Annotated in this window: 12 protein-coding genes; 6 read left to right on the plus strand and 6 right to left on the minus strand. The window is 70.3% G+C overall.

What is annotated here, in order from left to right; all coding sequences use genetic code 11:
• Positions 1-27 precede the first annotated feature (27 nt).
• Complete coding sequence (locus ACEYYH_RS20815; protein WP_374976187.1) at positions 28-690, plus strand: heme oxygenase (biliverdin-producing); 663 nt, start codon at positions 28-30, stop codon at positions 688-690.
• A 62-nt stretch (positions 691-752) separates the two neighbouring features.
• Here the strand turns inward: ACEYYH_RS20815 and ACEYYH_RS20820 are convergent, their stop codons facing one another.
• Positions 753-2,117, minus strand: coding sequence for an ATP-dependent RecD-like DNA helicase (locus tag ACEYYH_RS20820; RefSeq protein WP_374976188.1), 1,365 nt, complete (start codon positions 2,115-2,117; stop codon positions 753-755).
• Positions 2,118-2,126: 9 nt separating this feature from the next.
• A complete protein-coding gene (locus ACEYYH_RS20825) occupies positions 2,127-2,612 on the minus strand; it encodes a MerR family transcriptional regulator (RefSeq protein ID WP_374976189.1) in 486 nt (161 codons plus the stop codon).
• A 53-nt stretch (positions 2,613-2,665) separates the two neighbouring features.
• Between ACEYYH_RS20825 and ACEYYH_RS20830 the strand changes: the two genes are divergently transcribed.
• The 3 genes from ACEYYH_RS20830 (at position 2,666) to ACEYYH_RS20840 (ending at position 6,607) form a co-directional block, all read left to right on the plus strand.
• On the plus strand, positions 2,666-3,499 hold the full coding sequence (locus tag ACEYYH_RS20830; protein ID WP_374976190.1) for an NAD(P)/FAD-dependent oxidoreductase: 834 nt from the start codon (positions 2,666-2,668) through the stop codon (positions 3,497-3,499).
• A gap of 112 nt (positions 3,500-3,611) precedes the next feature.
• Positions 3,612-4,736, plus strand: coding sequence for a hypothetical protein (locus tag ACEYYH_RS20835; protein WP_374978273.1), 1,125 nt, complete (start codon positions 3,612-3,614; stop codon positions 4,734-4,736).
• 95 nt (positions 4,737-4,831) lie between these two features.
• The gene (locus ACEYYH_RS20840) at positions 4,832-6,607 is read left to right on the plus strand and encodes a SulP family inorganic anion transporter (protein ID WP_374976191.1); all 1,776 of its coding nucleotides are present in this window, start codon (positions 4,832-4,834) and stop codon (positions 6,605-6,607) included.
• Positions 6,608-6,610: 3 nt separating this feature from the next.
• Here ACEYYH_RS20840 and ACEYYH_RS20845 read toward each other — a convergent pair whose 3' ends face one another.
• From ACEYYH_RS20845 to ACEYYH_RS20855, 3 genes are all read right to left on the minus strand, one after another.
• Positions 6,611-8,590 carry a cytochrome c oxidase assembly protein gene (locus tag ACEYYH_RS20845; protein WP_374976192.1) on the minus strand — a complete coding sequence of 660 codons (1,980 nt, stop codon included), beginning with the start codon at positions 8,588-8,590 and terminating at the stop codon, positions 6,611-6,613.
• A 103-nt stretch (positions 8,591-8,693) separates the two neighbouring features.
• Positions 8,694-8,981 (minus strand): HU family DNA-binding protein, encoded by a 288-nt coding sequence (locus ACEYYH_RS20850; RefSeq protein ID WP_045301792.1) that lies wholly within the window; start codon positions 8,979-8,981, stop codon positions 8,694-8,696.
• A 211-nt stretch (positions 8,982-9,192) separates the two neighbouring features.
• Positions 9,193-9,756 (minus strand): TetR/AcrR family transcriptional regulator, encoded by a 564-nt coding sequence (locus tag ACEYYH_RS20855; protein ID WP_374976193.1) that lies wholly within the window; start codon positions 9,754-9,756, stop codon positions 9,193-9,195.
• 165 nt (positions 9,757-9,921) lie between these two features.
• On the opposite strand from ACEYYH_RS20855, the gene ACEYYH_RS20860 reads away from it, so the two are divergent.
• Positions 9,922-10,758 carry an alpha/beta hydrolase gene (locus tag ACEYYH_RS20860; protein WP_374976194.1) on the plus strand — a complete coding sequence of 279 codons (837 nt, stop codon included), beginning with the start codon at positions 9,922-9,924 and terminating at the stop codon, positions 10,756-10,758.
• Positions 10,759-10,911: 153 nt separating this feature from the next.
• Here ACEYYH_RS20860 and ACEYYH_RS20865 read toward each other — a convergent pair whose 3' ends face one another.
• Positions 10,912-12,006, minus strand: a complete 1,095-nt coding sequence (locus ACEYYH_RS20865; RefSeq protein ID WP_374976195.1) for an alpha/beta hydrolase — start codon at positions 12,004-12,006, stop codon at positions 10,912-10,914.
• 114 nt (positions 12,007-12,120) lie between these two features.
• Between ACEYYH_RS20865 and ACEYYH_RS20870 the strand changes: the two genes are divergently transcribed.
• On the plus strand, positions 12,121-12,987 hold the full coding sequence (locus tag ACEYYH_RS20870; RefSeq protein ID WP_374976196.1) for an ion channel: 867 nt from the start codon (positions 12,121-12,123) through the stop codon (positions 12,985-12,987).
• Positions 12,988-12,993 lie beyond the last annotated feature (6 nt).

Consider the following 12,993-nt stretch of genomic DNA (forward strand, 5'->3'; position numbering starts at 1 on the left):
CGCCTTATCTTCAGTTAGCATGAAGGTATGAGCGACCCGATCCCGTTCTCCGCCGCACTGCGCGAGCGCTCCAGCAGCTCGCACTCCTCGAGCGAGCATTCGGGCTTCATGGCCGACCTCATGAAGGGGGAAGGCACGCGCGAGGACTACGTCGCACTCGTGGTGCAGCACTGGTTCATCTACGAGGCGCTCGAGCGCACCGCCGGCCAGATGCGCAACGACCCGGTCGCCGCCGTGTTCATCTCCGACAAGCTCACGCGGCTGCCCGCGCTCGAGGCCGATCTCGAGTTCCTCGTCGGTCCGGACTGGCGCGACCGCATCGAGCCCCTGCCGACCACGCGCCGCTACGTCGACCGCATCAACGAGGTCGGCGCGACATGGGCGGGCGGCTTCGTCGCCCACCACTACACGCGCTACCTCGGCGATCTTTCCGGCGGCCAGTTCATCGGCCGCCTGATGGCGCGCCGCTTCGGGTTCGAGACGAACGGCATCGGCTTCTACCTCTTCGACGACATCGCCGACCCGAAGGCCTTCAAGGACGTCTACCGCGAGCAGCTCGACGCCGCCCCATGGGATGCCGCGGAGCAGGAGCGCGTGATCGACGAGGTGCTGCTCGCCTACCGCTTCAACACCGAGCTCTTCGAGGACCTCGCCGCCGCCAAGTCCGCCCAGGCCCCGCACGTCGCCTGACGCACGTCGCCGGACCCGCGTCGCCGGACCCGCGTCGCCGGACCCGCGTCGCCCGCCGCGTGTCAGGCCACCGGCGTCCCGCGGACCGCGGACGCCATGAACCGCCGCACGTCGGGATCGACCTGGATGTCGCGGGGCCGCAGCGGACGTGACAGGTACAGCCCGTCGAGCGAGGTCAGCCGTGACAGCGCGACGTACGTCTGCCCCGGCGCGAACGCGCCCGATCCGAGGTCGATGATCGCCCGATCGTAGGTCTTGCCCTGCGACTTGTGGATCGTGACCGCCCACGCGAGCCGTAGCGGGAACTGCGTGAACTCGGCGACGATGTCGCGGGTCAGCTGCTTCGAGCCCGGGTTGTACGAGTAGCGGTACTTCTCCCAGACCGACGGCTCGACGTCGAACTCCTCGCCCTCGACGTCCACGCGTACGGTCTCGCCCGCGATGCGGGTGACCGTGCCGATCGTGCCGTTGACCCATCGCGGCGGTTCGCCGAACGCAGCCGTGTCGTTGCGCAGGAACATCACCTGGGCCCCGACCTTCAGCTTGAGCTCGAGATCGGCCGGGTACGCGGCATCCCCTCGTCCGAAATCGCCGTTGACCTCCGCCATCGCCGTCTGCTCGCGCCCCACCAGCTCGCCCAGGTGGCGCCGGTTGATGTTGTTGACGATGTCATTGCGGGTCGCGAGCGTGATGATGGGGTGCTCGCCGTCGAGCGGATCCGGGGGAGTGCGGGCGCCGGTCGTGTTCAGCACCTCGGCGATGTCGGCCGTGACCCGGCCGTAGCGCACCGCGTTGAGCATCGCCTTGAACGCCGGGTCGGACTGCCGGTGGATGTCGACGAGCTCGCGGATGTTGAGGTCGGCCCCGTACGACCCGACGTCGAGGATGCCGTCGGTCGCGGTCTCGCCGACCCAGACCTTCGCGTCGAAGAACCAGAACGAGCGGTAGTGGTCCTGCACGTACCGCAGCTCGTCGCCGCGCGGCGGCACGGGGGCGAGCTGGTACGGGTCGCCGAACATCACGATCTGCGTGCCGCCGAACGGCTCGCCGCGTCGTCCGCGCGCCTTGCGCAGGGACCGGTCGATCGCGTCCATGAGGTCGGCGTTGACCATCGAGATCTCGTCGATCACGAGGGTGTCGATCGCGTTGAGCAGCTTGCGGGTCGCGTCGGACTGGTCCTCGTCGTGCGAGCCGATGATGCCCAGCGGCAGCTTGAAGAGCGAGTGGATCGTCTGGCCCTCGACATTGAGCGCAGCGACCCCCGTCGGCGCGCACACCGCGATCTGCTTGTTCGTGTTCCACGCGAGGTGCTGCAGCAGCGTCGACTTGCCGGTGCCCGCGCGCCCGGTCACGAACACGTGCTCGCGGGTGTCTTCGATGAGCCGGAACAGCGCCTCCTGCTCGGGAGACAGAGGCGGAGTGTTCACCGACTCATGTTAACGAGCGGATGCTGCTTCCCGGCCCTGTGCGCCGGGATCGGTGGACACCCGCGCACTGTCCACAGGCGGTTCGTCGGCCTCGCGCCACAGTCCGGTGCCGGCCACGACCTCGTCCATGATCGCCCGGAACCGCGGGCACGTCGTGATGTCGTGGGAGCGGCAGCGCAGGGCATGCTCGGTCATGCGTCGCGAGCGCTCCATGTCGGCCATGCGGCGTTCGAGGTCGGCGAGGTGCGCCTCGAGCACGCGGTGCCGTTCGGGCGCCTGTTCGTCGAGCAGCACGGCGATCTGCTCGAGGCTCATTCCGGCGTTCTTGCTCCGCACGATCACGCCGACGCGCACCAGGTCGTCGTCGCCGTAGCGGCGGCGCCCGCCGCCGTCGCGCGCGGGGCGCAGCAGCCCCATCTCCTCCCAATGCCGGAGCACGTTCGTGGGCAGCGAGAACCGGGCGGCGGCGTCTCCGATCGGCAGACTTGACTTCATGTCGACATGAAGTCACAGGATCGAGGCAGACGCAACCCGACGAGAGGATCCCCATGTACGACGTGATAGTGATCGGCGGCGGTCCCGCCGGCCTCCAGGCCGCGCTCACCATCGGCCGCATGCACCGAACCGTGCTCCTTCTCGACTCCGGCGAGTACCGCAACGCCACGGTCGAGCACGCCCACAACCTCCTCACCAACGACGGCCGCAGCCCCGCCGAGCTGCGCCGCATCGCGCGCGAAGAGCTCGCCGCGTACGACACGGTCGAGGTGCGCACGACGGCCGTCACCGCCGTGTCGGGCGAGCTCGGCGCGTTCGGGGTGACCACCCCCGCCGGTGTCGAGCGCGCCGCGCGACTCGTGCTCGCGACCGGAATGCGCGACGAGCTCCCACCCGTCCCCGGTCTTGCCGAGCAGTGGGGCCGCCTCGTCGCGCAGTGCCCGTTCTGCCACGGCCACGAGTTCGCCGGCCGCCGCGTCGGCATCCTCATCGACGGCGAGCACGCCGGGATGATCGAACGGATGCTGCGCCCCGTCGTCGCCTCCGCCTTCATCGCGCGACCGGCCGACGTGGCGCTGGTCACCGAGATCGACGGCGGGCTCGAGCTCTCGCTCGCCGACGGGTCGGTCGAGCACGTCGCCGGCGTCTTCACCGCGGCCACCGCCACGCAGCGTGCGCCGTTCGCCGAGCAGCTCGGCTGCGGCGTCCTTCCCAGCGGCGGGGTGGAGATCGACGCGATGGGCCGCACGACCGTCCCGGGCGTCTACGCGGGCGGCGACATGGCGCATGTGGCGGCGGTGCCGGGCCCGATGGTGTCGCTCGCCGCCGCGATCGCCTCCGGCCAGCTCGCCGGCGCGAGCGCGGTGCGCGACGCGATCATGCCCTGAGGGGCCCGCGTGGAGTGCGTGCCAACCGGAAGAGACTCCACGTCCAAAGATTGCGGTCCACAGGGGCCTCCCGGCCACGCTTTCCTAGACTGGGCGCGTGGACCAGGGGGTGATGGACACGTCGCCCGGCCGCGCGAGTGCGCCGCCGGCTGCTCCGGCGACCCCGGAGCGCGACGTCATCCAGCCCCCCGCCAAGGGGCGCACGCGCCGCCGTCTCGCGCTCGATCTCACGCTGCTCGGCGTCGTCGGCGTCCTTCTCGTGGGCGCCGCGTTCGCGGCCTGGGGAGTGATCCAGCGGGAGTTCTACAGCCCGAAGGCGTTCGTCGAACGGTACGTGCAGCTGCTCGCCGAGGGGCGGGCGGCCGATGCGCTCGCGGTGCCCGGCGTCGCGGTGAGCTCCGCCGAGCTCGAACAGGCGGGCCTCCCGCCGACGGCGTCCGAGGCGCTGCTGCGCAGCTCCGCCCTCGCCCCGATCCGCGACGCGCATGTCGTCTCCGAGGAGCAGGACGGCGACGTCACGCACGTCACGATCGAGTACACGGCACGCGGCCACGACGGGCGCACGACGTTCGCGGTCGAGCCGGACGGCGCCATCGGCCTCGCGCCGACGTGGCGGTTCGCGAAGAGCCCGCTCGCCGTCATGAACCTCGGCGTCACCGGCTCGATGGTCTTCGACGTGAACGGGTTCGAGATCGACAAGCGCCAGGTCTCGCCCGACGGGGCGGACGCCGACCCCGCCGCCCCCGTCTCGCTCCTCGTCTTCTCGCCCGGCGTGTATTCGGTGTCGGTCGACACCGCGATCTCGAGCACCCCGGGCGTGGCCGTGCTCTCCGACAGCCCGTTCCGGGCGATCCCGGTGAACGTGGTGGCCCAGCCCACCGAGAAGTTCCTCGGCGTCGTGCAGGAGAAAGTCGAGGAGTTCCTCACGTCCTGCGCCACGCAGGAGGTGCTGCAGCCGACCGCGTGCCCGTTCGGCTACTTCGTCGAAGACCGCATCACGTCGCTCCCGAAGTGGTCGATCACGCAGCAGCCGACGGTCGCGGTGGAGCCCGACGGCGACGGCTGGTCGATCCTCGCCGCCGACGCCGTCGCCCACATCGAGGTCGGCATCCGCTCCCTCTTCGACGGCCGCGTGCGCGCGGTCAGCGAGGACGTCCCCTTCATCGTCAAGGGCACGATCACCGTGCGCCCCGACGGCACCGCGACGATCGTGGTGACCGGACCCGACACGACCTGACGCCGAGCGCCGACCCGCAGGGATCGCGCACAGGGTCTGCACCCCGCGGACGTGCCCTTCCGCCAAGATGGGTGCCGGGGTCGATGATGAGGTCGATGGAAGGCATCGCGCGCTGGATTCCCGCGGTCGGGGTCGCACGCGACTACAAGCGCGCGTGGTTGTGGCCCGACGTGCGGGCGGGCCTCGTCGTGACCGCGCTGCTGATCCCCGCGGGCATGGGCTACGCCGAGGTCGCGGGCCTGCCGCCGGTCACCGGCCTCTACGCCACGATCGTGCCGCTGCTCGTCTACGCGATCTTCGGTCCCTCCCGCATTCTCGTGCTCGGGCCGGATTCGTCGCTCGCCCCCATCATCGCGGCGGCGATCCTGCCCCTCGCACTGGGCGACGAGGCGCAGGCCGTCGCACTCGCGGGGCTGCTCGCGATCATGGTCGGCGCCCTCCTCCTGGTCGGCGGGCTCGTGCGCCTGGGCTTCGTCACCGACCTGCTGTCGAAGCCGATCCGCCTCGGCTACCTCAACGCGATCGCGGTCATCGTCATCCTGTCGCAGCTGCCGAAGCTGCTGGGGTTCTCGGTCGACGCGCCGACGCTGTGGCAGGGCGCCGTCGGCCTCGTCGAGGCGATCGCGGCGGGAGAGCTCGACCCCATCGCGACCGCCTTCGGCGTCGGGTCGCTCGTCGTGATCTATGTGCTCCGCGCCCTCCCCACACGTGTGCGCATACCCGGCACGCTGGTCGTGGTGGTGCTGTCGATGGTGCTCGTCGCGATCCTGGGTCTCGAGACCGCGATCCCCGTCGTCGGCGCCCTCCCGCAGGGACTCCCGGCGCCCGCACTCGGCGGACTGGAATGGACGGATGTCGCCGCCCTCGCGCTCCCGGCCGCCGGCATCGCCCTCATCGCGTTCACCGACACCGCGGTGCTGTCCCGCACCCTCGCCGCCCGTCGTGGCGAGAGCGTCAGCGGCAGCCAGGAGATGGCAGCGCTGGGCCTGTCGAACATCGCCGGCGGCGCGCTCGGCGGCTTCCCCATCTCGGGGTCGTCGTCGCGCACACCGGTCGCCGAGCAGGCCGGCTCCCGCACGCAGCTGACCGGCGTGGTCGGCGCAGTCCTGCTCATCGTGTTCATCCTCGTGCTCCCCGATCTCACGCGCTTCCTCCCGTCGGCGACCCTCGCCGCCGTCGTCATCAGCGCTGTGATCAGCTTCATCGACGCCCGCGGGTTCCTCCGGCTGGTGCGCATCAACGCCGTCGACGCCGTGCTCTCGGCTGCCGCCTTCCTCGGCGTGCTCGTGTTCGGCGTGCTCCAGGGCATCGCGATCACGATCGGCCTGTCGTTCATCGCGTTCGTCAACCGCTCGTGGCGGCCGTACAAGGCCGAGCTCGGTCTCGTCGAGGGTCTGCGCGGCTATCACGACCTCTCGCGCAATCCCGAGGGGGAGCGGGTGCCGGGGGTCGTCATCGTGCGGTTCGACGCCCCGCTGTTCTTCGCGAACGGAGCGATCTTCGACGACTGGGTGCGCTCGCGGGTCCGTGCCGCCGGCCCCGACGTGAAGACCGTCATCCTCGCCGCCGAGCCCATCACCGACATCGACACGACCGCGGCAGAGGAGCTCCTCGAGCTCGACGAGTATCTCGAGGCACGCGGCATCCGGCTCATCATCGCCGAGATGAAGTCGCCGGTCGTCGACTCCCTCGCCCGCTACGGACTCACCGACCGGTTCACGCCCGACCGTTTCGCCCCGACCGTCGGCGCGGCTGTCGACGCGGTCACGGGCACGCTGCGCAGCGACATCGGGGGGACGAGATGGGATGCTGCGCCCGAAAGCCCTCGCCGCGACCCGGGTGACGATGCCTCCGGAGCCGCGAAAGGGTAGGTCTCAGCCGCCGGTGCGCGCGTCGCGCTCGGCGAGGGCGGCCAGGCGGGCGTTGTACGCCTCGAGCTCGGCGTCGCCGGTGCGGTCGGCGTGGCGGTCGCGGCGCTTGGTCTCGCGATCGTCGCTGCGGCTCCACTGGATCGCCACCGTGATCGCGAGGATGAGCGTCGGGATCTCGCCGATCGACCAGGCGATGCCGCCGCCGGTGTACTGGTCCTCGAGGGGAGTCGCACCCCAGGTGCGGCCCATCGAGCCGAACCACTCGGCGATCATGAGGCCCTCCTGCATCATGATCGCGATGCCGAAGAACGCGTGCATCGCCATGACGCCGATGAGGAGGAGGAGCCGCCCGGGGTACGGCAGGCGGTAGGGCACGGGGTCGATGCCGATGAGGCTCATCACGAAGAGGTACCCCGTGATGAGGAAGTGCGCGATCATCCACTCGTGTCCGAGGTGGTCGTACAGCGACCAGCGGAACAGGTCGGTGTAGTAGAAGACCCAGAGCGAGCCGATGAAGAGGCCGGCCGCGACGAACGGGTTCGTGAGGATGCGCGCCACCGGCGAGTGCACGACCCAGAGCAGCCATTCGCGGCCGCCGCGGGTGCCGTCGTCGCGCTTGTGGATCGCGCGCGCGGCGAGCGTGATGGGCGCGCCCGGCACGAGCAGCAGCGGGATCGCCATGGTCAGGAGCATGTGCCCGACCATGTGCATGCTGAAGAGGTAGTCCTGGTAGACGTTGATCACACCGCCGGTGACCCAGACGAGCAGCAGCCAGCCGACGACCCACATGATCGTGCGGTACACCGGCCACGCGTCGCCGCGGCGGCGCAGACGCCACACGCCCACGAGGTAGAAGAAGATCGCGAAGCCGGCGATGACGGCCCACAGCAGGTCGATGTTCCACGCCGTGAACCAGCGGTCGATCGTAAGCTCCGGCGGCAGCGGCGCGCCGGTGAGGCGCTCGGCCGGTGTCGGCGTCTGCGGGATCAGCGGCGCGACCGGCGGGGGCGTGCGCGCGAGGGCTGCCGCCGCACCGCTTGCGACCCCCATCATCACGAGCTCGAAGGCGATGAGGGTCCAGAAGGCGCGGGTCGCAGCATCCTGGATCCGCATCTTGCCGATGAGGCGGGTACGGTACCAGGCGCCGAACAGGCCGAGCGCGACGAGCGCCAGGATCTTCACACCGAGGATCGCTCCGTACGGCGAGATGAGCGCCGACCAGTCCTGCAGGCCGATCGCCGCGCGCACGGTGCCCGACACGGCCACGACGACGAACGCGGCGAGCGCGATGCTCGAGTAGCGCGCGACGGTGGCGACGTTGTCGCCGTGGGACTGCAGCGGCCGCACGATGACGATGAGCAGCAGCCCGCCCAGCCACACCGCGGCGGCGATGATGTGCAGGATCAGCGCGGTCATCGCCTCGTGGTGGAACGCCTCCTCGCCGGAGTGGCCCTGGGTTCCCATCGGGACGAGGGATGCTGCGGCCAGGAGCGCGACGAAGAAGGTCGCGGTCCACGAGCGCACGGCGAAGGTGAGCACGGTGAGTGCGGCGCCGGCGATCGTGGTGATGAGCCACGTGCGGCCGACCTCGGTCTCGACGATGAAGCGCCCGAGCTGGGCCCCGAACTCCGGACCGATGCTGAGCACCGGGTTGAAGGCGTCGACGAACGTGAGGAATCCGGTGGCGGCCGCCGCCATCGTGAAGACGGCGGCCGAGATCGATGCAGTGTCGAGGGCGACGTCGAATTCGCGATCGCCCGCACGGAGGGTGAAGAGGGCCGTCACCAGCACGCCGACCATGCCGGCGGCGGCGAGGTTGACGAAGAGCTTGGCGGTCGGCAGACCCCAGCGGGCGAACGGCCCCGGGTCGGCGATCGCGAGCGGCGCGGCGCCGCCCCCGAACGCCAGCGCCCACACCATGACCGCCAGCGCGGCCATGACGAGGAGCACGGGCCCGACGGCCCGCAGGGCGCGGGGGTTCATCCCTCCAGCCTACGTTGCGGTACCTGTGCGGCTTCCCGCCCGGAACAGCGGAGAGGGGATGCCGCGAAGTGCGGCATCCCCTCTCCGGAGGTCTGCGTCGGAATTACTTGACGGCGGCCTTCAGCTTCGAGCCGGCGGTGACCTTGACGCGCTTGCCCGCGGGGATCTTGATCTCCTCGCCGGTCTGCGGGTTGCGGCCCGTGCGAGCCGAGGTGGCGACCTGCTCGAAGGCGATCCAGCCCGGGATCGAGACCTTGCTGCCGGCGGCGACCGCGTCGGAGACGGTGGAGAAGAGGGAGTCGAGCACGCCAGAGACGGCGGACTGGCTCTGGCCGGTCGCGCTCGCGATGCTCGCGACGAGCTCGGTCTTGGTGATGGTCTTGTCGGCCATTTGGTATGTCCTCCAAAGACGACGAGTGCCGTCTTGTCATTGCTCGGACCGGATGGCTGCGCCCCCCGGCTGGTCCTATCGACCGGTCCCGAATGTACCTGACCCGGCCGACAGAACCGCGTATTTCTGCGGATTTCTGCCGATTACGGCCGCGTGTCGTGTGAAAGGAGTGACGGAAGTGACTCCTGAGCCCCGATTTCGCCGACAGCGTTCAGGCCTTGTGCGCGGCGATGAGGTCGCGAGTGGTGCGGGCGAACGCCGGGCCGACCCTGTCCTGGCCGTCGAGATAGCCGCCGACGAGCGCCGCATCGCGCAGCAGGACGAGGGATGCTGCGACCCCCTCGGGATCGCGCAGCCCCGCTGCGTCGGCCAGGTGCCGCAGGGTCTCGCGGAACCACTCGCGGTGATCGGCGATGAGCGCGCGCACCGGCCCTTCGTCGGGATACTCGGCCGCCGCGTTGATGAACGGGCAGCCGCGGGTGTGACGATCGCGGATGTCCTGCTCGATGCCCGCGACCACGAGGTCGAGCAGCACGTCGGGGTCGTTCGAGACCTGCGACGCCTGCGCGAACAGCGCCCGCAGGCCCTGGTCCTCGCCCTCGAGGTAGGCGAGCACGAGGCCCTCCTTGCCCGCGAACTGCTTGTACATCGTGGCCCGGGTGACGCCGGCCTCCTCGATGATGCGGTCGACCCCCACCGAGTGGATGCCCTCGTTGTAGAAGAGCTGCGTCGCGGCGTCGAGCAGACGCTGCCGAGCGGGTGATGCGTTGCCCATGGTCCCTCCATCTTGCCTGTTCAGATTTTTTTCGTGAATCTGAGGAATAGTCTTGCCTAGATAGAACGTTCGGTCTACCATCGGATGCATCAGCCGGAGACACACCAGGATCCGGAACCTGAGACCCCGACCGAAACCACCGCAGGACCACACAAGGAGCAGGAAATGAACACCACGACCAAGACCCCCATCGTCCTCATCCACGGCCTCTGGATGACCCCCAAGAGCTGGGACACCTGGGCCGAGCGCTTCCGCGCCGCCGGCCACCAGGTCATCGTCCCCGGCTGGCCCGGCATCGACGACCGCACGGTCGAAGACATCCGGAGCAACCCCGAGGCACTCAAGGGCATCGGCCTGAAGCAGATCGCCGACAACTACGAGCGGATCATCCGCGAGCTCCCCGAGAAGCCGATCATCATCGGCCACTCCTTCGGGGGAGTCCTCACCCAGATGCTCGCGGACCGCGGCCTCGGCGTCGCGTACGTCGGCGTCGCACCTGGACAGACCGCCGGCGTCACCACGCTGCCGCTCTCCACTCTGTGGACCGGCACCCCCATCCTGTCGAACCCGTTCGGCATCAACGGCGCCAAGCCGCTCTCGAAGCGCCACTTCCACTTCACGTTCGGCAACGATCTTCCTCGCTCAGCCTCCGACGAGCTCTGGGAGGAGTACGCGGTCAACTCGTACAACCGGGTCTTCTTCGAGGGGGTCTCGTCGGTGCTCAACGAGAAGGGCGGCGTCACGCACGTCGACTACGGCCGCACCGACCGCGCACCGCTGCTCATCATCACCGGCGAGATCGACCACGTCGTGCCGCCGGCCATCGGCAAGGCCCTCGTGAAGAAGTACCAGGCCTCGGGCAGCCCCGCCGTCGTCGAGTACAAGGAGTACGCCGGTCGCACCCACCGCCTGGTGAGCCAGGACGGCTGGGAGGAGATCGCCGACTACGCCCTCCAGTGGGCCACCACCCACCAGGTGCGCGAGACGGAGGCCGCACAGTAGACGGATGCTGCGCCCCCGCGCCGCGCCGACACCACCCGGTCGTCGAACTCCCAGTCACGTCTGGTGGTTCGGCGGTCGGGTGGTGTCCCGGCCGGTGTCCGCGGTGGGACGCAGAGGCCCGGGGTTCGCAGAACCCCGGGCCTTCCCCCTGCCTCAGGCGTGCAGCCGCCTCAACGCGGCGACCACGTCGTCGTGCCAGCGGCGGGCGGCAGGCAGCGCGCCCGTGAAGATCGGGGTGTCGTGGGTCACGCCCTGATAGCGGACGACGCTCGCGTCGACACCGGCCCGCCGCAGCGCCGCTCCGTAGGCGTCGCCGTCGCCGCGCAGCGGGTCGTACTCGGCGGTGAGGATCACCGCGGGTGGCAGGCCTTCGTGCGACGCGGCGCGCAACGGCGACGCGTACGCGTCCCGGGCATCGGCCGGACGGGCGAGGTAGGTCCGGGCCACCGAGCGCAGCTCCCGCGTCGTGAGGAACCGCGGGATGCGCAGCGCGCGCATCGCACCGAGGTCCATATGGGCGCCCGTCAGGTCGACGACGGGCACCTCGAGCACCTGCACGCCCAGCGGGTGCTGTGCGCGGTCGCGGTTGGCGAGGGTGACCGCGGCGGCGAGGCATCCGCCCGCCGAGATGCCGAGCACCCCGATGCGGCTCGGGTCCACGCCGACCTCGCCGGCCGAAGCGAACAGCCAGTCCAGCGCCGCGTAGCCCTGCTCGACCTGCACCGGGTAGCGGTGCTCGGGCGCGAGCGCGTAGTCGACGGCGGCGATCGCGACGTGGGCGTCGACGCAGCGGCGGCGGTACGCAGCATCCGTTGTCGGAAAATCGATGCCCCCGATGCGGAAGGCCCCGCCGAAGAAGGCCAGCACGGCGGGCACCGGCGCATCGCCGACGACCGACGGATGGTAGATGCGCACACGCACGGCGGGATGGCCGGTCACGGGGACCTGATGCTCGGTGATGCGCACCTCGGGTCCCGGGGTGCCGACGGTGCTCAACTCGGTGCGGTCCCACGCGAGGGCAGCGCGACGGTGCCGCGCGCGGGCCCGGGCATGCGGGCCGAGCGCCGGAGCGGTCTTCCCCTTCTTCGCCGGCTTCGCGTCGGCGACCGGCGCCGCCGCCGGAACGATCGGCCCGCGGCTGAACGGCCACAGAGCGGTGAGGCGGGTCCGCACGGTGCTCATCGCCTGATCGAACATGTACCTGCGGTGCACTCGCAGGCGCTCTTCGAAGAACGGGTCCAGCGGCATGGTTCCATCCTCCCGCCCGCGGCTGCCCGCTCGCGCATCGGTTGACAGACGATGGAATCCGGGGTTCCGGCGACGACCTGTCCGATCCGGGCGGCGGGCGCATAGTGTGAAGCCATGGCCGTGGTCAGCACCATCGCCGGCGTCATCCTGATCGCCATCGCCCTGAACGACGTGTTCCACACGCTGCTGCGCCCGGCGTCGACGGGGCGGCTGACGACGCTCGTGTTCCGGGCGACCTGGTCGCTGTCTCGACGACGCCGCCGGCTCACCGCCGGCGGACCGCTCACGATCCTCGCCACCATCGCCGTCTGGATCGTGCTGGTGACTCTCGGCTGGGCGCTCGTCTACCTGCCCCACATCCCCGCCGGCTTCTCGTACAGCGGCGTGGACCCCGCCGACTACAACCCGTTCCTCGAGTCGCTGACCTACTCGCTCGTCGCCCTGACGACGCTCGGCCTCGGCGATGTGGTGCCGGCCGAACCGCTGATCCGCCTGCTGTCGCCTCTGGAGGCGCTCACGGGCTTCGCGCTGCTGTCGGCATCGGTGTCCTGGTTCATGCAGGTGTACCCGGCGCTGGCGCGGCGCCGCGCGCTCGCGGTAGAACTGACGAGCCTGCACACGTCGGGGCTCAGCACCCTGCCGCCGACGGTGTCACCGGGGTTCGCAGCATCCGTCATCGCGTCCATCACGCGCGCTTTCGCGGAGTTGACCGCCGACCTCGTGCAGAACACCGAGATCTTCTACTTCACCGAGCATGACGAGCGGCTCTCAGCCGCACGCGCCAGCGGCTACGCGATCGAGCTGCGAGATGCGGCGCTCAGGGCGAGCGACCCCGATGTGCGCGCCGCCGGCACCCTGCTCTCGCACGTGCTCGACGAGCTCGCGCGCGTGCTCACCGACCAGTATCCGCACATCACCGGCGAGTCGACGGATGACGTCTTGCGGGCGGCCGCAGGGAGCCACGGTCACGTCCTGTCGTGACGTGAC

Origin of the sequence: Microbacterium trichothecenolyticum, from assembly GCF_041938625.1 — a bacterium.
In the GTDB taxonomy this organism is placed as follows: domain Bacteria; phylum Actinomycetota; class Actinomycetes; order Actinomycetales; family Microbacteriaceae; genus Microbacterium; species Microbacterium trichothecenolyticum_D.